The organism is Shewanella sp. NKUCC01_JLK, from assembly GCF_019345615.1.
In the GTDB taxonomy this organism is placed as follows: domain Bacteria; phylum Pseudomonadota; class Gammaproteobacteria; order Enterobacterales; family Shewanellaceae; genus Shewanella; species Shewanella oncorhynchi.
Window position 1 is genome coordinate 468,744 of sequence record NZ_JAHKRD010000001.1, and the last position, 22,342, is coordinate 491,085.

Below are 22,342 nucleotides of genomic sequence, written 5' to 3' on the forward strand. Positions count from 1 at the left end.
CCCTAGTGGCTCTTTTTTTATGCCCCTCGTTAGCCGCCCATCCCTTATCCCACCGATTTATCCTCCGCTAACTACAAGTGCAATAATTGCGTTTGCAACTATTTGTTATTGTTTTTATTTGATATTTTTTTGACACAGATAGTGAGTTTGTGTCTAAGATTAGAGTAGGAGGCTGGCTAGCCAGTTATCCGTTCCATGACATCACTGGCGTTTCAGGGGGTTTATATGGGCATTTTCGAGCATTACCAAAAGCGCTACGAACAAAAACTCGATGAAGAATATTCTTTGCAGGAGTTTCTGGACATCTGCAAGGGAGATCGCAGCGCTTACATGTCAGCATCAGAGCGACTACTGCTTGCAATTGGTGAAGCAGAAGTCATTGATACCGCAAAAAATCCAACACTTAGCCGTATTTTTTCGAATCGACTTATTTCACGCTATCCCGCATTTAAAGATTTCTTCGGCATGGAAGACGCCATAGAGCAAATTGTGGCTTACCTAAAGCACTCGGCTCAAGGATTAGAAGAATCCAAACAAATTCTATACCTACTGGGCCCAGTGGGCGGCGGTAAGTCATCGCTAGCCGAAAAACTCAAAGCACTAATGCAAAAAGTGCCCATTTACATCCTGAGCGCGAATGGAGTCCGCAGCCCAGTCAACGATCACCCCTTCTGCCTGTTTGATGTGGAAGAAGATGGACAGCTGTTAAAAGATGAATTCAACATTCCCAACCGTTATCTGAAAACCATCATGTCACCTTGGGCGGTAAAACGTCTGCATGAGTTTGGTGGCGATATCTCCAAATTTCGCGTAGTAAAAGTCTTTCCATCCATTCTGGACCAAGTGGCAATAGCGAAAACTGAACCTGGTGATGAAAACAACCAAGATATTTCGTCCCTTGTCGGTAAAGTCGATATTCGGCAACTCGAACATTTCTCCCAAGATGATCCCGATGCTTACGCCTATTCAGGCGCATTGTGCCGTGCAAACCAAGGGGTGATGGAATTCGTCGAGATGTTTAAGGCACCAATTAAAGTGCTGCATCCACTACTGACTGCAACGCAAGAAGGTAACTATAACGGCACAGAAGGTTTATCGGCCCTGCCCTATAGCGGGATTATTCTGGCTCACTCAAACGAATCCGAGTGGTCAACCTTCAAAAACAACAAAAACAACGAAGCCTTCCTCGACCGTGTTTACATAGTCAAAGTGCCCTACTGTTTACGGGTCTCAGAAGAACTGCAAATCTATCAAAAACTGCTAATCAACTCTGAGTTATCGAAAGCACCCTGCGCTCCCGGCACCTTAGAAACCTTAGCGCAATTTAGTGTGTTGTCACGCATCAAGCCGCCTGAAAACTCCTCCATCTACTCTAAGATGCGGGTATATGACGGTGAAAGCCTGAAAGATACCGATCCTAAGGCTAAGTCTTACCAAGAATACCGTGATTACGCAGGTGTCGATGAAGGCATGAATGGACTATCCACCCGTTTCGCCTTTAAGATTTTGTCGCGGGTATTTAACTTCGACCATTCAGAGATCGCCGCCAACCCAGTACATTTATTCTATGTCCTCGAACGACAAATTGAACAAGAACAGTTCCCCGGCGATACCGCCGAACGTTATCTTGAATTCCTAAAAGGTTATTTGATCCCTAAATATGTGGAGTTTATCGGTAAAGAGATTCAAACCGCTTACTTAGAGTCTTACTCTGAATATGGCCAAAATATCTTCGACCGCTATGTCACTTACGCCGATTTTTGGATCCAAGATCAAGAATACCGCGACCCAGAAACGGGTCAGCTATTCGACCGCGCTGCCCTTAATGCTGAACTTGAGAAGATTGAGAAGCCCGCGGGGATCAGCAATCCTAAAGATTTCCGTAATGAAATCGTTAACTTTGTGCTGCGCGCCCGCGCGAACCATGAGGGTAACAATCCGCTATGGACCAGCTACGAGAAACTTCGCACTGTGATCGAGAAGAAAATGTTCTCCAACACAGAAGATTTACTGCCTGTTATTTCCTTTAACGCCAAAACGTCGAACGACGATCAACGCAAACACGATGATTTCGTCAATCGCATGATGGAGAAAGGCTATACCAAAAAACAAGTCCGACTCTTGTCTGAGTGGTATTTACGAGTTCGTAAATCTTCTTAAACTTGCGCTAACTAAGTACAGGGCTTTGGTGTTGCCAAAGCCTTCGCTGGGTTTTGGGAGGTGCGTATGGCGAACTTTATCGATAGACGGTTGAATGCGAAAGGAAAAAGCACAGTCAACCGCCAACGCTTTATCAATAGATATAAGCAACAAATTAAAAAAGCCGTCAGCGATGCAGTGACTCGTCGCAGCGTAACGGATGTAGATAAAGGCGAAAAAATCAGTATCCCAACACGGGATATCAGTGAACCTATGTTTCACCAAGGCAAAGGCGGTGTCAGGGATAGAGTGCATCCCGGTAATGACCAATTTACCCGTGGCGATAAAATTGACCGACCACCTGGTGGTTCAGGCGGCGGTTCGGGCAAAGGTGAGGCCTCAAACTCGGGTGAAGGCGACGATGACTTTGTGTTCGAAATCTCTAAAGACGAGTATCTAGAGTTATTGTTTGAGGACTTAGAACTCCCCAATCTACAAAAAAATCGCCTCAATAAACTGGTGGAATACCAAATCTACCGTGCTGGGTTCACCAATGATGGCGTCCCCGCTAACATCAATATTGTCCGTTCATTACGTTCATCCCTTGCTCGTCGCATTGCTATGTCTGCCAGTAAAAAGAAACTATTAAAAGAGTTAGAACAAGAACTTGCCGAACTGGAAAATATTCCAGGCACTAAGGCCGAGTTGATTTTGGATTTAAAAGCCCAAATTGAGGAGTTAAAACAAAAGATTGCCAGAGTGCCGTTTATCGATACCTTCGATCTACGCTTTAATAACTATTCCAAAAGGGAAATCCCTTCTAGTCAAGCTGTGATGTTCTGTTTAATGGATGTGTCTGGTTCTATGGATCAGGCAACTAAAGATATGGCAAAACGCTTCTATATCTTGCTGTATCTGTTCCTCACCCGTACCTATAAAAATTTAGAAGTGGTTTACATTCGCCACCATACCCAAGCCAAAGAAGTCGATGAACACGAGTTCTTTTACTCGCAAGAAACAGGCGGCACCATAGTGTCCAGTGCATTGAAATTAATGCATGAAATTCAACAAGCCCGCTACCCCGCCGATGAGTGGAATATTTACGCAGCCCAAGCATCCGACGGTGATAACTGGGCTGACGATTCACCTACCTGTAGGCAATTGTTAGAACAAAAAATATTGCCACTCGTGCGCTACTACAGCTATATCGAAATCACCAATCGCGCCCATCAAACCCTGTGGCGCGAATATGAATCCCTGCAACAGCATTACGACAACATCGCCGTGCAGCATATACGTCAAGCCGAAGATATTTACCCTGTCTTTAGGGAGCTATTCAAGAAACAAGCGGTTTAAGGGGGCACTATGGGGATAACTAAATCAACATCTTGGACACCACTGAGCGATGGTCCCGACTGGAGCTTCGAGCTACTGCAAGACTACCTCAAGGAAATTGAGCGGGTGGCAGCGCTCTATAAACTCAGCACTTACCCAAATCAAATTGAAGTCATCACTGCTGAACAGATGATGGATGCTTATGCTGGCATAGGCATGCCCATAGGTTACACCCATTGGTCTTTCGGCAAACGTTTTATCGAAACCGAACAAGGTTACAAACGTGGCCAAATGGGGCTCGCCTATGAAATTGTGATAAACTCTAACCCCTGCATCGCTTACTTAATGGAAGAAAACACCATCACAATGCAGGCGCTGGTGATAGCTCACGCCTGTTTCGGACATAACAGCTTTTTTAAAAACAATTACTTATTTAAGACATGGACAGATGCGAGCTCGATTATTGACTACCTTGTCTTTGCTAAAAACTACATCAGTGACTGCGAGCAAAAATACGGTGTAGAACAAGTCGAAAGCGTCATAGACTCCTGTCATGCGCTAATGAACTATGGTGTAGATCGTTATAAACGTCCCTCTGAAATCTCATTCAGGGAAGAACAAGCAAGACAAAAGGATCGCGAGGCTTACCTTCAAAGCCAAGTAAATGATTTATGGCGCACGATTCCGACCCATCAACATGAGCAGTCTCAATCTAAAAAACGTCGTTTCCCCGCCGAACCGCAGGAAAATATTTTATATTTCATCGAGAAAAACGCTCCTTTGCTTGAACCATGGCAAAGGGAAATAATCCGTATTGTGCGTAAAATGGCGCAATATTTTTATCCGCAAAAACAAACTCAAGTCATGAATGAAGGCTGGGCAACCTTCTGGCATTACACTATCTTGAATCACTTGTACGACGATGGCGTGGTCACTGATCGCTTCATGATCGAGTTTTTGCAAAGCCATACAGGCGTTGTGGCTCAACCCGATTACAACAGTCGTTATTACAGCGGCATCAACCCATACGCTTTAGGCTTTGCCATGTTCACCGATATTCGGCGTATTTGTGAAAATCCAACCGATGAAGATAAAGCTTGGTTTCCCGACATTGCTGGCAGTAATTGGATAGAAACGTTGCATTTTGCAATGCAAAACTTTAAAGACGAAAGCTTTATTAGCCAATATCTTTCACCTAAAGTTATCCGCCAATTTAAATTGTTTGGTATCCATGATGATGAGAAACGCAATTATCTTTCGGTATCTGCAATCCACGATGAACAGGGCTATCAAGATATTCGCCAGTTACTATCACAACAATATAACCTGTCTAATATTGAGCCGAATATCCAAGTACATAATGTAGAAATCAACGGTGATCGATCCTTAACCTTACATTATGTGCCAAATAACGATATTCCCTTAGCCAACAGCCATAAAGAAGTATTAAAGCATTTACATCGATTATGGGGTTTCACTGTCACCTTAGAGCAAAAAAATGCAGATGCGAGTATTAGCGTCTTAGCATCCTGCCCTGAAGCCAATAAACCAGAATAATAAGCACAATAAAAAGGCCGTTTCCAATTGAAACGGCCTTTTTGTTTATTTAGCGCTATCTTAACGCGATATCACTCACAGAGTTTAATGATCTTGAGCAATAGAAGCTGGCATATCTTCGCGTAATTGTAACCACATCTTACCGCTATTCATGCCGTAGGTGCGCATCAGCGCAGAGACGTCGAGGTAATTTTTCGCCTGAGCCAACAGTTCTAATTCTTTGTAAAAGTTCAATGCTAATAAACGCGCATCTGAGCTGGTAAAGTAATAACGACCAACTCGACTATACAAACCTTTAAATCCGTTTAATATCAAAACGTAAAGTGGATTTCCAGACGAAAACGCTAAGGTGTGATGCAGTAAGTAGTCAAATTCAGCATAGGATTCAGCCGTATCTTCAAGCTGGTGAATCTTTGCAAGTACCTCCACAGCGGTATCCGGGTTATAACGCAAAGCACCGCGAAAATAGATAGCACTGACGTTCGTTCTAGCTGACAAGAGTTGGTCAACCAATACCGGAAAACCCTCGGGATTCAAATCAGCAATAGTCTCAAGGATGTTTAAGCCTGAGGTTTCCCAAAAGTTGTTAACCCGTGTTGGTTTGCCATGCTGAATTTTCAGCCAACCGTCACGCGCCAAGCGCTGAAGCACCTCACGCAGAGTGGTGCGAGTCACACCAATCAATTCTGAAAGCTCACGTTCAGCCGGTAAAATGGACCCTGGAGGAAATTTGTTTTCCCAAATTGATCTCACAATATACTTCTCTGCAAAACTTGCAGGTCCTTTGGCATTGATAATCATCAGCCCACTTATCCAGTTGTTGTGCGTCGTAATGGTCACTGATCATACCAGAGCGGTAAAAAATGGAAACCATTCACTTAAAATCACTGTGTTATCGCCGTGTAAATGTCACAGAATCGTTCAAAAAAACGACCAAGGTCAATACAGGATGGGCCAATTTTGCCGCTTAGCTCCGCTTTTTGAAATGTCGGTATCAGTAACTCATTACATTAGCTTTCTCTTTAGGCTAGACTCATTTAACTAACGCAGGTATTGATAATAATCACGTGCAATTTTTAACATAATTAGAAGAGAGGCTGCCATGCCGGCGACAATGAGTCAGGCGTTTATTGGGAACTTCTTAGGAAATTCTCCTAAGTGGTACAAAACCGCAATACTGTCATTTTTAATTATCAATCCAATACTCTTTTTCTATGTCGACCCCTTTGTGGCTGGTTGGGTATTGGTTCTAGAATTTATTTTTACCTTAGCAATGGCATTAAAATGCTATCCATTACAGCCTGGCGGATTATTGGCAATTGAAGCCGTCGCGATCGGAATGACATCGGCAAGCCAAGTCTTACATGAAATAGAAGCCAACCTCGAAGTATTATTACTCTTGGTGTTTATGGTCGCTGGTATATATTTCATGAAGCAATTGCTGCTATTTGGCTTCACGAAAATCATTACTAAAGTGCGCTCTAAAATTTTAGTGTCATTAATGTTTTGTTTGGCTTCAGCCTTTTTATCAGCCTTCTTAGATGCGTTAACAGTTATTGCCGTCATTATCGCGGTCGCTGTGGGTTTCTATTCTATTTACCACAAGGTCGCTTCTGGAAAAGATTTCGGCGCTGATCACGATCATACCTCTGAAGGTAAAAATGATGATGGTGAAGATCAGTTAAACGAAGAAGAACTCAGTGCATTCCGTGGTTTCCTACGTAATCTGTTAATGCATGCGGGTGTGGGTACTGCGCTGGGCGGCGTGTGTACTATGGTCGGTGAACCACAAAACCTTATTATCGCCGCGCAAGCAAATTGGCAATTTGGTGAATTCGCCGTGCGTATGTCACCCGTTACTGTTCCTGTATTAATCTCGGGTATCTTAACTTGTTACTTAGTTGAGAAATTTGGCATTTTTGGTTATGGCGCTAAGTTGCCAACGGCCGTTCATCGGATCTTATGTGAATATGCCGCCCATGAAGATGCGCGCCGTACCAATAAAGACAACATGAAGTTAATCGTCCAAGCCTTAGTGGGTGTCTGGTTGATCGCAGGACTTGCATTACACTTGGCTTCAGTGGGCCTAATTGGTCTTTCTGTGATTATTTTAACCACAGCCTTTAACGGCGTTACCGATGAGCATGCCCTCGGTAAAGCTTTCGAAGAAGCACTGCCTTTTACCGCGTTATTAGCTGTCTTCTTTGCGGTTGTTGGCGTGATTATCGACCAGCACTTATTCGCACCAGTGATCCAATGGGCACTGAGTTATCAAGGCAATACTCAGTTGGTGATTTTCTACATCGCCAACGGATTGCTGTCTATGGTGAGTGATAACGTGTTCGTCGGCACTGTGTACATTAACGAAGTGAAAGCGGCATTGATTAACGGTCAAATCAGCCGTGATCAATTCGACTTGCTGGCCGTTGCGATTAATACTGGAACTAACTTACCTTCGGTTGCCACGCCCAATGGTCAAGCGGCGTTCTTATTCCTACTAACCTCAGCACTAGCGCCACTTATTCGCTTATCCTATGGCAGAATGGTATGGATGGCATTGCCTTACACTATCGTGCTGTCTATCGTAGGTGTCATGGCGATTCAAACGGGTTTCTTAGAACAAGCTACCCAATATTTCTATGATTCCCAGATAATCATCCATCACAGCGCGAGTGAAGTTTTAGAGCCGATGACTGGACATTAATCTTCTTTATTGACTGAACTTTATTTAATAAGTAGAGTCCAAAAAACGCCCCATGTCTGAGGGCGTTTTTTGTTGATATGGAGCTCACTTTGACTGTAATGACTCGCTTTGCCCATTCCCGTTCATCTTGGTTTATTCTCGCAGGCACAGCTCTTGGGTTAGAAGCAGCCGCCCTGTATTTTCAATATGTTATGAAACTGGAACCCTGTGTCATGTGTATTTACCAAAGACTCGCTATTTTTGGTTTATTGGCAGCAGGTCTCATTGGCATGACAGCACCCAAATATCGAATCGTCAGGATCTTAGCTGCCGTGCTCTGGGCCATCAGTGCAACTTGGGGATTAAAACTGGCCTTATCGCTCGTAGATATGCAAGCCAACCCATCCCCTTTTTCAACCTGTTCATTCTTACCTGAATTTCCAGCTTGGATGCCATTACACGAATGGTTCCCTGCCGTTATGATGCCTACTGGCATGTGTACTGATGTACCTTGGGTCTTTATGGGTGTAACGATGCCAGAATGGATGGTAGTGGCCTTCAGTGGCTTCTTAGTCGCTTGGTTACTCTTTATTGTGCCTGTCCTAAGTGGTTCAAATAAACCATCTCTTTATAAATAACGAGTTTGAGATAAGGCAGGCATAAAACCTGCCTTTTTATTGACGATTATATTCCACTTATCCTATTCAATCCTCGCAACTTAAACATATGCCAATAGCAAAACAGTGAGAAAGCGCTACACTGGCTCAATGAAAAGTGGTGATTTGGAAACTGGGGATTATGGGAAAAAGTTCGACATCTGAGCCACACACGCCATTAACCCAATGGCAAAACAGTTTGCCATTCAAATTTAGCCTTATTCAGCTCGTCATTGCCGCTATTTTGATTTGTAGTACAGCTTGGGTGATGCTAAGCATTCAACGCCAACAAGTTCTTGATCAGCAAGCCGTGTTAAACCAAAACTATGGCCAGTTGATTATCGCCAAACTGCAAGAAATGACTTCACAGGTTGAAACCGTAGTCGACTCTATTTCCAGTATTGCCAAACTTTACCGCTATGATCATGAGCAACTGGTGAAAACCATTCCCACGTTGCTGAAACTCGATAGTCAACAACGCATCATCTCTGGCGGCGGCGTCTGGCCGGAACCCGGCGCGTTTAATCAGCAAAAATTTCGAGATAGCCTGTTTTGGGCACACAATGTTAACGATGAATTAGTCGCCATTGATTCCTATAACAAAGACACGTTCCCAAGCTACCACACCGAAGAATGGTATCGCCCGACGCGCTATTTTCCTGCAGGTAAAATTTTCTGGTCAAAATCTTATTTCGATCCGACAACCCATGAGTCAATGATCACAGCCTCAGGCGCTATGTGGATGGACCATCAGTTTATTGGTGCCGCCACTGTGGATATCAGTTTAGAAAAGCTCAATGTGCTGTTACGCAATGCTATGATTAATGTCAGAGGCTATGTCATAGCCTTAGATCATCAAAACCAAGTACTCGCCTATCCAGATGCCAATAACGATCTTAAGCATCAAACCAATACCAATCATTCTTTCGTCACCTTCAATCATCTCGCCAGCCAACAGCCAGATTTCAGCCCCGTCGAAGTCGCATTACAGAGTGCAGATAAAGCCTTTATAGAAGCGGCGATTGCCGAGCGCGTTTTTACCCAAGAACAGATGCAGCATCTAACGAGACTAAGTCATCAAAATGAGCGTGACATGTTAGCGGCCATCGTAAATAACAATGCCTTAAATCATTTTACTGCCCCGAAATTACTGACGTCGGTAACTTTGCCCCATGATCCAATCCTTAAAACGGCATCTCTCGTTTCGGTATTTCTCATGCCAAATACCTATTGGAAGATACTTGTCGTCACCCCAATTTCACCGCTGCAGGATACCGCTAAACATTTAATCGAAAAGGTCGGCGTTTATTTAGTCTGTATTCAACTATTAGGCTTAATTCTATTATTCTTACTCCAGCACCGACTATTTATCACCCCCATTATTGAAATCGTCCAAGCCTTAAAACGTAATGATTCCGCCTCTATCGAACTCAAAGCCAATAACAGCCATGACGAAATTGGCTTATTGGCAAAAACATTCCTGTCGCGTACTCGACAGCTTGAAGTGGCAATGGCGAGCTTAGATGCGAGTAACCTGGCACTAGAACAGCAATTGCAGAGCCAAAACCTGTTTCAACTGGAGTTAAAGCGCCATAAAGAACAATTGAGGGCTTTACTTAAATTTTCTCAAAATCTCATCTATATCAAAGATCTTCACGGTAAATATATTCTCGTCAATGACAAATATTGTGAAATCTTAGGTATAGAACGCAGACGCATTATTGGCACCTCTGATTTTGAGATATTTCCCAGCCAATTTGCCCACGAGTATCAACAAAATGATCGACGCGTTCTGCATAATCATGAAGCCATAAACTTCGAAGAAGCTATTCCATCGCCCCTAGGCAATCTTATTTATATCGTGACTAAATTTAAGATCAAAGATGATGACGATACCGTTATTGCAGTCGGTGCTATCGCCTTTGATATCACCTTACAAAAAATTAAAGAGCAAGAACAAGAAAAGTTACTTTTAGGGCAAGTCGAGGCGCTTAATCACCTACAAGAACAAGTTCGCCTCAGTAATCAACATAACCATGAACTCCATCTGCTCCAAGACAAATCAACCCAATTACTTGAGAAGCATCACCAACTCAATCTCAGTCGTGAACAAAGCCAACAGCTAATGCAAAATTTTCTAGCTGAAATGATGACGCAAATTATGCATGAGCAAGATCAGCTACTCGCCAAAGTGTGCCAACTTCAGCCAATAGATAATGCTAACGACCAAAATCAGATCACCGAAATCATGGTGACTCAGGCAAATAAACTGCGACATATTGCCCAGTTATTAACGAATCATCAAAATGACATTCGGCCACTGCATCTCGCACAATTTATGCGCCATCTCTTAGGGTTACTAAAGGTACAACTAGCTAAAACAAATGTGGAAATAGCGTTAAATTGCGAAGAAAATGTCATCATTGATGGCCCTTCTTGGCAATATTTGCAGCTGTTTTATCGTCTAATCACCAACACGTTGAATCATGCATTTAAAGCTCACAATGAACAGCGTGAAATAACCATTAATATCGACAAGTCGAGCGAAGAGTTACACATCAGTATTATCGATAATGGGATAGGTATGACAGAACCGCAACTCGCACAGTTACGACAAGAACTAACACAAGAACTCTGCATTGGAACGCTGACCTGTATAAATCTGTGGCTTAAAAATGATCTCAATGGCAGCCTTAGCATCAGTAGCCACTTGAACCAAGGCACACACATTCAATGTCGTTGGCCACTGAGTACAGGTTTAGAACCGCAATAAATGAAGGTGCGTTATTGATCTAACCATGCCTTGGCTTGGCTATGTTCATCGGCGGTAAATACCTTTACCGGACATGGCAGCATGCAGGCTAGCGCATTAACCATAGCATTTGTTTGAGTGGCATTGGCAATCATCACGACCCTTGAAAAATCACTTAAATGAAATAAACCTAATACCGCATCATCCCACAGGGCCCCAACGGATATACCTTCAAATTCAGGGGAAAACTCGTACCAAAGGCGAATACTGGCGTGGTCTTGCAGCTTGGCTTCTATGGCGGGAACCAAATAGCCTTCAACATCCCCATGGTTAACACGGCCAGATGCGACCACAGCCAATATATCATCAGCATGACCCGAAGAAATCGTTAGCATTGAACACTCCTTATCAATACATGAAGGGAAAAATAGTTAAAGCTCATACACTAAAGATACACAGACAATGACATAAATGCGGGAAAGATGGGCTTTTTATTTTAAGCTAACACCATTTAATACATACACATCAGCAATGCAAATAACACTAAAAGGAGCTAATCCACAGCGATGACTCGCATAACACAGCAACAAAACTTAGTCGCAGAACTCGATGAAAAATGGTGGCCATACGAAATAACATGAGGTGAAGCAAAGAGCAGATATTTACCTCACACTCAAAGCTGCTGCAGCTCGAGCTTAACAATAAGAGTGAGGAAACACATGGTACTCAAACGATGATGATTTACGCTGCTAAAAATTAGTATTAGTCCTGACTTACCTGAAATCACGCATTAATAGATAATCTAATTGCTATTCTGACTAAGCACTCACTTGAAGTTTAGCGATTTCTTGATCGAACAAATTCTTAATCAAACTAGAAAACTCAGTAATAAATAAAGTCTGTGCGGGAGTCGCTTTATGGTTGGCAACTGAAGCTAAAATCTCTTCTAAATCATACACAATTGCATCCACTTCACGGATAATCACATTACGTTGCGTAAAAGACAACGATGGATTTTGGCCACACACCATAATGATCTGTGCCGACAATTGCTCTTCAAATAATTCCATCACAGTATCGTCTGAAACTACCTCTGAACCTGGTGTTTCAAATAAGCCAAGATGTTCAGTTAAATACTGGACCAAATGCATGTAACCATCTTTATCTGTGACCATTTTTTACCCTTTAAACTCATTAACTTAATATCTATTGTGATGCTATTAATAGCACATCAGAAAATATCAAAGAAGCCAAAAGCTCGGCTTCTTATCAAGATCTCGCATACGCCACTTATTTAACTCTAGCCTATCTTCGATAACAGACGTATTGATCTATACCAATCTTATTGAAGTTACTGAGTTAAGGTTAGTACAAATGACACAGGAACAGCTTGACTAATGCTCGATAAACCCGCAATTTCACGTAATTTATCAATCCCAGCCACAAGATCAAACTCATTGGCATTAACAATTACCGGTTGAAAACTGTTCACTAAAAGTTTGTTATCAGAAACTTTAGTGATAATCACCGAAAAAGCCTTAGTTTGCGATTTGCCGTGTAACGCAATTTTTCCATCAATATCAAAAACTTTACTCTCACCGACGCCAAGATTTTTTAGTATCTTAGGGTCTACTTGTGATGACAGTTTAAGCTCTGGATACAAAGACACTTCAAATAACAAATTTTGCATCCGCTCATCGCGGACATCAATACCCGTTGCCACACCGATTAGTGGAATTGTTAATTCAAATTGACCGTTATCTTTTAGCGTACCTTTGAGTTGTTTAAAGTGATGGACTTCACCTATATCACCTTTCTTTACCGAAATAAAACTGACTCGCGAATCTTGTTCCATCACTTGCCATTGCGCGGCACAGCTAAAACTGGCCATAGCAGATAAGGCGACAATTCCCATCCATTTTTTCATCGTATCCGTCCTTAAAGAGTGAGTTTAAAAGCCATGCCGTAAAGAAAATCGACATCCGCAACAGGCTAAAATCCTGCCCAGTTAAACGTGATCAACATCACCTAACTTAAGCTAAAGATACTCTGTTTATCCATTAGCGACCAGTAAACTATGATTCATACGCGCACTAACCATTTATCTAAGCTATTGGCAAAAGCCTGTTTATCAGCTTGAGAAAACGAATCAGGCCCGCCGGTGTGCACGCCAGAACCGCGCAAATCCTCCATAAAATCGCGCATCGTCAGCTTTTGTTTTATGTTATCGACGGTATAAAGCTCGCCACGGGGATTGAGCGCCAAGGCGCCCTTTTCAATGATTAAAGCCGCTAAGGGGATATCCGCAGTGATCACTAAATGCGTCGGTTCAACATGATCGACAATATATTGATCTGCCACATCAAATCCCGCACCGACTCGAATTTGGCTGATATAGGGAGATGGCGGTACGCGGATCATTTGATTAGCCACCAGCACCAGCGGCAGGGCTTTGCGCTCCGCCGCCCGGAACAGGATTTCTTTGATAGGATTAGGGCATGCATCCGCATCAACCCAAATTTTATAATCACTCAATGTCTTTTAACTCTGTTGTTAGGTTCACGAGCTCAGTTTTATGCAGAGCTATCGAACTATGCACCGTACTAAGGCGCTAAACGATCGATTTCCCACTCTGCATCATGGCGAGAATAAATAAAACGATCATGTAGCCTGTGTTCTCCACCCTGCCAAAATTCAATACTCGAAGGTCTCACTAAGTAACCGCCCCAAAAACTGGGTAAAGGCACATCGCCCTTGGCGAACTTAGCTTTCATTTCGAAGAATTTGCCTTCAAGTACTTGTCTAGCGCTGAGTTTACTCGACTGCTGCGATACCCAAGCCGCAATTTGGCTGTCCTTAGGACGGGTCATAAAGTATTTAAGCACTTCAGCGGTGGACAGTGCCTGCGCTTCACCAAGCACAGATACTTGACGCTCTAGAGGATGCCAAGGGAAATGCAAACTGACTTTATTATTAGCAGCAATTTGCTGTGCTTTGCGGCTGCCAAGGTTAGTAAAAAATACGAAACCAGTGTCATCAAAACGCTTAAGTAATACTATTCGTTGAAAAGGTTGGCCGTGCTCATCCACAGTCGCCACACACATGGCGGTGGGATCGCTAAGCTCTGCATCCCTCGCCTGCGTCATCCACAATTCAAACAAGTCCATCGGGTTTTGCGGTAAGTCGGCACGTCTTAAGCCGCCTTTGGCATACTCGCGGCGGATATCACTGAGATCTGTCATAGGGTTTCCTTAAGCAAACGCCAAAAATTCACATGAGTTCAGGGATCAGCACTTCAGCCTGAAGCTGCTGATAGTGGCTAAAACCAATGTTATAACCTTGCTCGGTCGTTAATGAACACCGCCCTAAGCATAAATGGGCAGGAAATCCCTGCGTTGAGTCGTCGGTATTAAAGCGGATTGTGTCCCAACTGACAGGAGCAAACAAGGTTAATAGACGCGCTAATAGATCTTGCGGATACTGCGCTAAATCCAGATTCGTTTCAAAGCTCACATAGGAGCTAGCGCACGCATTCTCGCTTTGAGGCGTAATATGCAAAGTAACATAATATTTGCCCCAAATACCGTTCATCGAAAAGCCTGACGGATCAAATAAATGGGCGTCAATCTCAAATTCAGGGAGTAAATCGTTAAGCTCGAGTGCGGCGCAAATCTCATCTTTACTCTGCGAGCCGCCATTAAGATAGTCGGCAAATTCGCCACGAATGTGGTACATCAACAGCTCACTGGTTTGATCATCCTTTGGTGCTCGATAATCACTGTCAGAGCAGAAAAAATAGTGATGATGGCTGTCGAGATGGCCCACTCGAAAGGCTTTACCGGCAATACGTTGGCGCAGTTTGCCAATATCTTCGGCAAAACTCGTGGTTTGCAGATGAGCTTGGTATTCGTTTTTACGCTGATAACTCACCAAGGCCATCGCAGGTGCGCCAAGCGCGCCGATAAAGTAACAGGCGGCGTCCACTAAGGTACTGTTACCACAGGTGAGCATGACAAATCTGTCGTGCCATACAAACAAGCTGGATTCACTCAACAGATAGGCATCACAGTCCGCATTACTTAACTGCGACAGTATCTCGGCGTGGGCACAGTTGACTAAGGCAGACCAAAAACTCACATCGAGTTCGCGTAAATTCGGCGCAGACGCCGTCACGATAATCTCGAGTTTTTTTTCTGAACCTTCAAAAAACATCAACCCTTTGACCTCATGATCGTCACTCATCCTTTACTTGATCCTAGAACAACGCGATTTTACACGACTAAAACGGCAATAAAAGCGAAAAATCTGTCCTTATAAAAACAAAAATCAGCCGAGGTTACCCAAGGCTGATTTATTTTAACACGCTAGAAATTAAGAAAAATCTTCTAAATAGGTATAGCCTTTCAGCCCTAGTTGCAATTCTTCTAAAATTTGTGCGCGTTCACCTTCGGCGATATGCAGATTCACTAACTCTTCATAAGTGCGCATAAAGGCCACCGCATCTAAGTTAACGTAACGCAATACGTCAGCAACCGTGTCACCCGCCAATACCGATTCGATGTTAGTCACACCATTATCTTCGATGCGAACCACTGCTGAGTTTGTATCACCAAACAGGTTATGCATATCACCCAAGATTTCTTGGTATGCACCCACAAGGAAGAAACCAATCAGGTATGGGCTATCCGCACTCCATGCTGGCACTGGCAGCGTGGTTTCAATCCCTTGACCATCAACGTATTGATCGACAATACCGTCAGAGTCACAGGTGATATCGAGCATGACAGCACGGCGCTCAGGGGCTTTATCTAGGCCCGATAACGGCAATACTGGGAACACTTGGTCAATACCCCAAGCATCCGGTAATGACTGGAATAATGAGAAGTTAACAAAGAACTTATCGGCTAACTTTTCATTGAGTTCATCAATGATAGGTCTGTGATAACGGTTTTTCGCACTCAATAGCCCTTGCACTTCATGACACACGCGCAGGTTAGCTTGCTCAGCCCACGCACGCTCCGCTAAGGTCAATTGACCTAAAGCAAATAGCGAATGCGCTTCTTGTAAGTCACTTTGGCTATCGTGGTAAATCTCAATCAAAGCACGTTGATCGGCGCGGCCGCTGATCTCAGACCATGAATGCCACATGTTATGCAATAACTGTGGTGAATCTTCCGCAGGCGGTTGAATATCTTCAGGCTGATAAGCTTCAGTACCGATAACATCGGTGATAAGCACTGCATGGTGCGCCGTTAAGTAACGACCCGATTCTGAAATAATACGTGGCATAGGTTGCTCGTATTCATTACAGATGTCAGTCAATACGTTAACTATGTTGTTGGCGTATTCGGTCAGGCCATAGTTCATCGAGTTATTACTTTGGCTACGAGTGCCATCGTAATCCACCGCTAAACCACCACCGACGTCGAAGCAGTTAACGCTTGCGCCTAATTCACGTAATTCACAGTAGAAACGACCCGCTTCACTCACACCTTGGCGAATATCACGGATATTAGCGATTTGCGAACCTAAGTGGAAATGCAGCAATTGCAGCGAATCCAGCATATCGTGTTGCTTAAGTTGCTCTACAACCAGCAAAATTTGCGCAGCAGATAAACCGAACTTAGATTTCTCACCGCCGCTCGCCTGCCACTTGCCTTTGCCTTGGAACGCTAAACGTGCACGTAGACCTAAACGCGGTGTCACACCCAGACGTTTAGATTCAGCTAACACCATTTTCAGTTCAGACAGTTTTTCTAAAACGATGTAAACCTTGTGGCCTAACTTTTCACCAATCAGTGCTAAACGGATATATTCATTATCTTTATAACCATTACATACAATGACTGAACTGGCTTTTTGCGCCATGGCTAACACAGCCATCAGCTCAGGCTTACTGCCCGCTTCTAAACCCAGTTGTGGTACTTCTTTTGATGCCTGACTCGCCAGGATCTCTTCCACCACAGTTTGCTGTTGGTTTACTTTAATCGGGTAAACCAGCAAATAGTCCGCCTGATACTCGTACTTCTGTATCGCTTGGTCGAATGCTTGGCACAAACTGTTCACTCTGTGGTGCAGGATCTGCGGAAAACGAACTAGTACAGGTAAAGCGACTCCCGCCTTAACCATGTCTTTGGCTAGCTCATTTAAGCCAATCTTGTAATCAGGATTTTTGGGGTCCGGTGACACAGTCACCTCACCTTGATCGCTAATCCCATAAAAACCTTGGCTCCAGTGAGTAACATTGTACCCAGCACGAGCATCATCAATAGACCAATCATTCATTATTATTTAGCCCGTCTATTAAAAAATGGGTTAAACGGTTATGGCTTAATAGCACAACCGCCCGTTCGACAAACCCAGGCAAAGGGACACCTTACCTGACATACACGAAGGTAGATTTTACCTTCTCCTTAATGCCGCAACGTCACGCTAGTGTAAGTGACATTGCTGCGATTTTCATTAATAGCGCAAGAGACAACGCATCTTAGCGCAATACATCGTATCATATTGAAGGGAAAGCTTATTCCCTTACCTCAGTAAAGCTATCTTTACTTGCCTCGCTTGCATTTATCCTCAGGCTAAAGGGCGCAAATACCGCCAAAAAGCCAAATAAGATCCTGAGTCGCATCCTTAAAACATCAAGCTAATAAGTAGCTTAAAGACGTTTGAAAGAGGTTAAGACCTTCAGAAACCGATAACACAAGTAGAAAACGAAAACCGATAACACTGAACTAGCGAAAACGCCAAACCAGCTTATCGCTAGGCAAGATTATTTTAACAGGGGACTATTGGCTTCTTCGCGGCCAGAATTGATGCGGATCAACGTGAGATGCTTAAGGCCAGTATCATCGTATGGTACGACAATCGAGCGTTGGCATTGTGACACTTTTAGGCAAAGTGCAAAAAATGGATGCTTGTGCATTAGCTAATAAAAACCCTCTTAACCCCATGTAAATCGATATGTTGTCAATTACACGGTTAATGACTGGTGAACCATAAAACCTTTATTATTCACGTAATATTTGTAATGTCTGCAACGAGCGGAATCGTTGAACGGCGCAATTAAACCGCGCAATGTCACAGAATGCAAGCAAGAATCTCATTTAATCTTTTGCATTAAAATATAATAAACACTTGCTTAACAACCACCCGCCACCCATTGGTTTTAAATAGAGTAATATTAGTTAGTTAACCCATAAACGTCGTACAAGTCTGTTCAATATTTTTTATATCACCTTTGTCACTTTTATTAACATTTACCCCTGTAAATATCCCTGATTTTTGTGTGTCACTCAAGTGATGCACATTTGCCAACATTAAGCGAAGCCAAACAACCAATATCACGGCGCCAAACCCCGCCACAAATCAGTGGTTCCTCCGAGACACAATGCGTGGTCAAGCCTGCGCTAAGTGGCGACTCACACATGCTAAGATAAAGCTCAAAGACAATAATGCTGCAGTTTCAGCACCGAAGTGTATAATCGCAACCGAATCACATTCCATTATGCACAGAGAGATCCATGGTACAGATAGGTAAAACCTGCAAACTTGAGGTTGTAAAACAAGTCAGCTTTGGCGTGTATTTAAACGCCCACGAATTAGGGCAAGTACTGCTGCCAAACAAAGTCACCCCAAAAGACTGCCAAGTCGGTGATCTGCTTGACGTGTTTCTGTATCTAGATTCTGAAGATATCGTGATTGCTACCACGCGCCGTCCATTGGCACAGGTAGGCGAATTTGCCTATTTAAAAGCCGTTGCAACCGGCCCTTATGGCGCTTTTTTAGACTGGGGCTTAGATAAAGATTTATTACTGCCCTTCGGTGAGCAACATAAGCCTATCGAAGAAGGCCGTTCATATCTGGTCTATGTACACGCTAACCGCGCCGATGAACGCATCATGGCCTCATCAAAAATCGATAAGTTCCTCGATAAGATAGAGCCGGACTACACAGTCGGTGAGCAGGTCGATTTATACATCGGCGGCACCACAGATTTAGGCTACAAAGCCATTATTAATCATGCCCATTGGGGCGTGATTTACGAAAACGAAGTGTTCCAAAAACTGCGTTTCGGCCAAAGACTCAAAGGTTTCATCAAACAAGTGCGCCGCGATGGCAAAATCGATCTTGTGCTGCAACAAGGCAGTAAACAAGAGTTAGATAAGCACGCCCACATCATTCTGATCAAACTCAAACAGTCTGGCGGCTTCTTAGCCCTGACCGATAAAACCGATGCTGAAATCATTTACGATCAGCTTGGTATGAGTAAAAAAGCCTTCAAAAAAGCCATAGGTGGCTTATTTAAGAATGGCCAACTGAGCATAGATAATGATGGTCTGCGTTTAACTGAAACAGCAGAATAATCAACTCTATTCAGGACTTAGCGTTAAAATTGTACAGTTTACCGCCACTAAGGCAGAGTTTGACTGACAACTCCTAGGATATTAAGCATGGCTCTGTTATAAACAAAGCCATGCTTTTTTCTTTGGAGCTTATATGGAACTCACGTTACACGAAGCCAGAGTCATCGGATGCCTGCTTGAGAAAGAAATCACCACCCCTGAGCAATATCCACTCTCGCTAAACTCTTTGACCTTAGCCTGCAATCAAAAAACCAGCCGCGAGCCCGTACTCGAACTCAGTGAAACCCAAGTGCAAATCGCCGTTGATTCCCTAAATCGGAAACGTTTGATCAGCGAACAGTCGGGATTCGGCAGCCGCGTCGTTAAATACAAGCACAGATTCTGCAATACCGAATTCAGCGAACTTCAACTGTCACCCGCCGCACTCGCCATCGTCTGTTTGTTGCTATTACGTGGTCCACAAACACCGGGAGAACTACGGACCCGCAGCAATCGCCTACACGAATTTAAAGACGTGATCGACGTGGAAGATTGCATCCGCCAATTAATGAGCCGTGAAAAGCCCTTCTTAAAACAATTACCCAGAGAAGCTGGTCGCCGTGAATCCCGTTATGTGGAATTATTCTCTGCAGCGTCATCGCACGAAAGTGCTAGTCAATCCCATAGCACAAGTCATACCTTAGCCCATGTCGCTGTATCTGTAGACGCAGAGCCGCTTGAATTAGTGAACAGAGTGACAGAGCTTGAACAACAAGTCGCCGAACTGACGCAAAAGCTCGATGAATTAATCGCCTCATTGAGCTAATTAGCGATAGATAATGACTGATAAATACCGATGGATAATAAGTGCTATGTGAGCAACATGGCACTTATGGACCAATCCACTGTCTACCCAAGGGTGAGAAACTTAACCGCGCCAAGCACCATAGCCCCTGAACCTAGCGCAAAAAAGAATAGAGACAGCACATGACCAATAATCCACCCAGCAGTTTCAACAACATGTTTATTATCGCAATGTTTGAACTGCGCAAATTTTTATTTAATACCCGCGGGATCATCGCCTTGGTCGCCTTTGGTTTAGTTTGGGGTGTACTTCTGCTTTACCCCATTCAAAGTGCATCGGCCATGTTATTGCAGCCCAATGTAAAAGATATCATCGACAGCTTATTTGGTGCCAATACCCTCAATGTGCTCTTTGAGTGGCCCGTGGCCGAAATGGCAGTGTTTTGGTGTTTTGCGCTGTATTTGTTTCCACTGTTCAGTATTCTTATCGCCGCCGATCAGTTCTCATCGGATAAAACCCGCGGCACGCTGCGCTTTTTAACCATACGCACTAGCCGTGACAGCTTATTGTTCGGCCGTTTTCTCGGCCAAATTCTGATCCAAGGTTTACTGATCCTATTAACGATTATCGCCACTGTCGCCCTCGCGCTAAGCCGCGACAGCCAACTGTTTTTATCAGCGTTAACGTCTGGCGCCTTAGTGGGCCTTAACCTCATCATAGTGATCTTGCCCTACACGGCAGTGATGACTTTATTGTCCCTGTATGCGCGCACGGCACGCCAAGCTATGGTGTTTGCCACCATTTTATGGACGGTGATTTCCATCACTATCGTGGTGTTAGCTAATCAATCTAGCCTACTAGCACAACTCCAGTGGGTATTACCCGGTGCTCAACTGTCGGACATGCTCAATACCAATGGACTCAATAGCTTAGTCTATGCCCCTATTCCACTGTTACAAACCGCTGTGGCTCTCTTGCTCGGCAGAATTTATATGCAAAGGAGCTCGCTATGAGTCTGATCCAATGCCAAGGGCTGTCGAAGCTTTACGGCAGTAAAAAGGCGCTGAATGATGTGAGCTTCAGTCTTGAAGCGGGTGCCCCCATCGCCCTTGTCGGTCCCAATGGCGCGGGTAAAACCACACTTTTTAGCCTGTTATGCGGCTATTTATCACCCAGCTCTGGAACCATAACCCTACTCGGTGAAGCCCCCAATAGCCCTAAACTCTTAGGCAAGATTGCCGCTTTACCCCAGGATGCAGTACTCGATCCCAACTTGACGATTGTCAGTCAGTTAATATTTTTCGCTCGCCTGCAGGGCATGAACCTAGAGCAAGCAAAGCAAGAAGCCATTCGCGTATTGACCTTAGTCGATTTGGCGGATGTTGCCGAGCAAAAACCGCCTAGCCTTAGCCACGGTATGAGTAAACGTGTATCAATTGCGCAGGCGCTGATTGGCTCGCCAGAATTAGTATTATTAGATGAACCAACGGCGGGACTCGACCCTGCCAATGCAAAAAAAGTCCGTGAACTGGTCAAAGCCTTATCGCCCACCACAACTTTTATGATCAGCTCGCATAATCTCGATGAGCTCGAAAAGCTGTGCGATCAAGTGTTGTATTTAGATAAAGGCCAACTGAGCCAAGCTGTGTCAATGCATGCGTCGACCGACAGCGATTACCTGACGTTAACCATGCAAAATTGTGAGAGAGATGCACTGCAAGCGGAAGTGGCAAAACTGGCGGGAGTGGTGAATATTAGCTCAAAACAAAGCAATGTGTTTATTATCCAGCTAGACACAAATACAGAAAAAGCGCACAACAGTGATATTGAGATGCGCCTATTCGCCCTCTTCAATCAGCATCAATGGCAATACAAGATGCTGCTGAAAGGTCGCACTCTGGAAGAAACACTCTTTTCATAGGCAAGCGTTAAAAGGGTTTCTCATCACCCAACGGTTGATTAGTGTTCAATCCATAGCCTAAGCGCAATACGCCTTGCGCTTAGGCCTTTTAACTAAGGTTTTAAACTAAGGCTTTCAATAAGCCTTTAAATTAAGTCAGTCACTTCGCC

General features: G+C 43.9%; 19 protein-coding genes. 10 read left to right on the forward strand and 9 right to left on the reverse strand.

Annotated elements, in window-relative coordinates; all coding sequences use genetic code 11:
* The first annotated feature begins 225 nt into the window (after window positions 1-225).
* From KO537_RS02115 to KO537_RS02125, 3 genes are all read left to right on the forward strand, one after another.
* A complete protein-coding gene (locus tag KO537_RS02115) occupies window positions 226-2,160 on the forward strand; it encodes a PrkA family serine protein kinase (protein WP_131523897.1) in 1,935 nt (644 codons plus the stop codon).
* A 66-nt stretch (window positions 2,161-2,226) separates the two neighbouring features.
* Complete coding sequence (locus tag KO537_RS02120) at window positions 2,227-3,495, forward strand: YeaH/YhbH family protein (protein WP_006081286.1); 1,269 nt, start codon at window positions 2,227-2,229, stop codon at window positions 3,493-3,495.
* Between the two features lie 9 nt (window positions 3,496-3,504).
* Window positions 3,505-5,031, forward strand: coding sequence for a SpoVR family protein (locus tag KO537_RS02125; protein ID WP_173245392.1), 1,527 nt, complete (start codon window positions 3,505-3,507; stop codon window positions 5,029-5,031).
* A gap of 84 nt (window positions 5,032-5,115) precedes the next feature.
* Here the strand turns inward: KO537_RS02125 and fadR are convergent, their stop codons facing one another.
* Window positions 5,116-5,832, reverse strand: coding sequence for a fatty acid metabolism transcriptional regulator FadR (fadR, locus tag KO537_RS02130; protein WP_028760321.1), 717 nt, complete (start codon window positions 5,830-5,832; stop codon window positions 5,116-5,118).
* A 301-nt stretch (window positions 5,833-6,133) separates the two neighbouring features.
* Here fadR and nhaB point away from each other — a divergent pair, with 301 nt between their 5' ends.
* The 3 genes from nhaB (at window position 6,134) to KO537_RS02145 (ending at window position 11,143) form a co-directional block, all read left to right on the forward strand.
* A complete protein-coding gene (gene nhaB, locus KO537_RS02135; protein ID WP_028760322.1) occupies window positions 6,134-7,735 on the forward strand; it encodes a sodium/proton antiporter NhaB in 1,602 nt (533 codons plus the stop codon).
* An 89-nt stretch (window positions 7,736-7,824) separates the two neighbouring features.
* Window positions 7,825-8,352 carry a disulfide bond formation protein DsbB gene (gene dsbB / locus KO537_RS02140; protein ID WP_028760323.1) on the forward strand — a complete coding sequence of 176 codons (528 nt, stop codon included), beginning with the start codon at window positions 7,825-7,827 and terminating at the stop codon, window positions 8,350-8,352.
* A 160-nt stretch (window positions 8,353-8,512) separates the two neighbouring features.
* Complete coding sequence (locus KO537_RS02145; RefSeq protein WP_219233750.1) at window positions 8,513-11,143, forward strand: PAS domain-containing protein; 2,631 nt, start codon at window positions 8,513-8,515, stop codon at window positions 11,141-11,143.
* 11 nt (window positions 11,144-11,154) lie between these two features.
* Here the strand turns inward: KO537_RS02145 and KO537_RS02150 are convergent, their stop codons facing one another.
* From KO537_RS02150 to KO537_RS02185, 8 genes are all read right to left on the reverse strand, one after another.
* Window positions 11,155-11,517, reverse strand: a complete 363-nt coding sequence (locus tag KO537_RS02150) for an STAS/SEC14 domain-containing protein (protein ID WP_028760325.1) — start codon at window positions 11,515-11,517, stop codon at window positions 11,155-11,157.
* Window positions 11,518-11,940: 423 nt separating this feature from the next.
* Entirely contained in the window at window positions 11,941-12,297 is a 357-nt protein-coding gene (locus KO537_RS02155; protein WP_028760326.1) for a DUF3802 family protein, read from the reverse strand.
* A gap of 176 nt (window positions 12,298-12,473) precedes the next feature.
* Window positions 12,474-13,049, reverse strand: coding sequence for a YceI family protein (locus tag KO537_RS02160; protein WP_028760327.1), 576 nt, complete (start codon window positions 13,047-13,049; stop codon window positions 12,474-12,476).
* A gap of 155 nt (window positions 13,050-13,204) precedes the next feature.
* Entirely contained in the window at window positions 13,205-13,657 is a 453-nt protein-coding gene (locus KO537_RS02165) for a YaiI/YqxD family protein (protein WP_006081277.1), read from the reverse strand.
* A 68-nt stretch (window positions 13,658-13,725) separates the two neighbouring features.
* The gene (pdxH, locus tag KO537_RS02170) at window positions 13,726-14,364 is read right to left on the reverse strand and encodes a pyridoxamine 5'-phosphate oxidase (RefSeq protein WP_131523902.1); all 639 of its coding nucleotides are present in this window, start codon (window positions 14,362-14,364) and stop codon (window positions 13,726-13,728) included.
* Between the two features lie 28 nt (window positions 14,365-14,392).
* Entirely contained in the window at window positions 14,393-15,334 is a 942-nt protein-coding gene (locus KO537_RS02175) for an adenosylmethionine decarboxylase (RefSeq protein WP_173248650.1), read from the reverse strand.
* A 159-nt stretch (window positions 15,335-15,493) separates the two neighbouring features.
* Window positions 15,494-17,407 carry a biosynthetic arginine decarboxylase gene (speA, locus tag KO537_RS02180; RefSeq protein ID WP_028760330.1) on the reverse strand — a complete coding sequence of 638 codons (1,914 nt, stop codon included), beginning with the start codon at window positions 17,405-17,407 and terminating at the stop codon, window positions 15,494-15,496.
* A 487-nt stretch (window positions 17,408-17,894) separates the two neighbouring features.
* Entirely contained in the window at window positions 17,895-18,047 is a 153-nt protein-coding gene (locus KO537_RS02185; RefSeq protein WP_011846564.1) for a hypothetical protein, read from the reverse strand.
* Between the two features lie 598 nt (window positions 18,048-18,645).
* Here KO537_RS02185 and KO537_RS02190 point away from each other — a divergent pair.
* The 4 genes from KO537_RS02190 to KO537_RS02205 all read left to right on the forward strand — a co-directional run bounded on the left by KO537_RS02190 (window position 18,646) and on the right by KO537_RS02205 (window position 22,193).
* The gene (locus KO537_RS02190; protein WP_219233751.1) at window positions 18,646-19,488 is read left to right on the forward strand and encodes a S1-like domain-containing RNA-binding protein; all 843 of its coding nucleotides are present in this window, start codon (window positions 18,646-18,648) and stop codon (window positions 19,486-19,488) included.
* 133 nt (window positions 19,489-19,621) lie between these two features.
* Window positions 19,622-20,293, forward strand: coding sequence for a DUF480 domain-containing protein (locus KO537_RS02195; protein WP_113938766.1), 672 nt, complete (start codon window positions 19,622-19,624; stop codon window positions 20,291-20,293).
* A gap of 161 nt (window positions 20,294-20,454) precedes the next feature.
* Complete coding sequence (locus tag KO537_RS02200) at window positions 20,455-21,285, forward strand: ABC transporter permease subunit (RefSeq protein ID WP_113938767.1); 831 nt, start codon at window positions 20,455-20,457, stop codon at window positions 21,283-21,285.
* Entirely contained in the window at window positions 21,282-22,193 is a 912-nt protein-coding gene (locus tag KO537_RS02205; protein ID WP_219233752.1) for an ABC transporter ATP-binding protein, read from the forward strand. The genes KO537_RS02200 and KO537_RS02205 overlap by 4 nt, the downstream gene beginning before the upstream one ends.
* The last annotated feature ends 149 nt before the right edge of the window (window positions 22,194-22,342 follow it).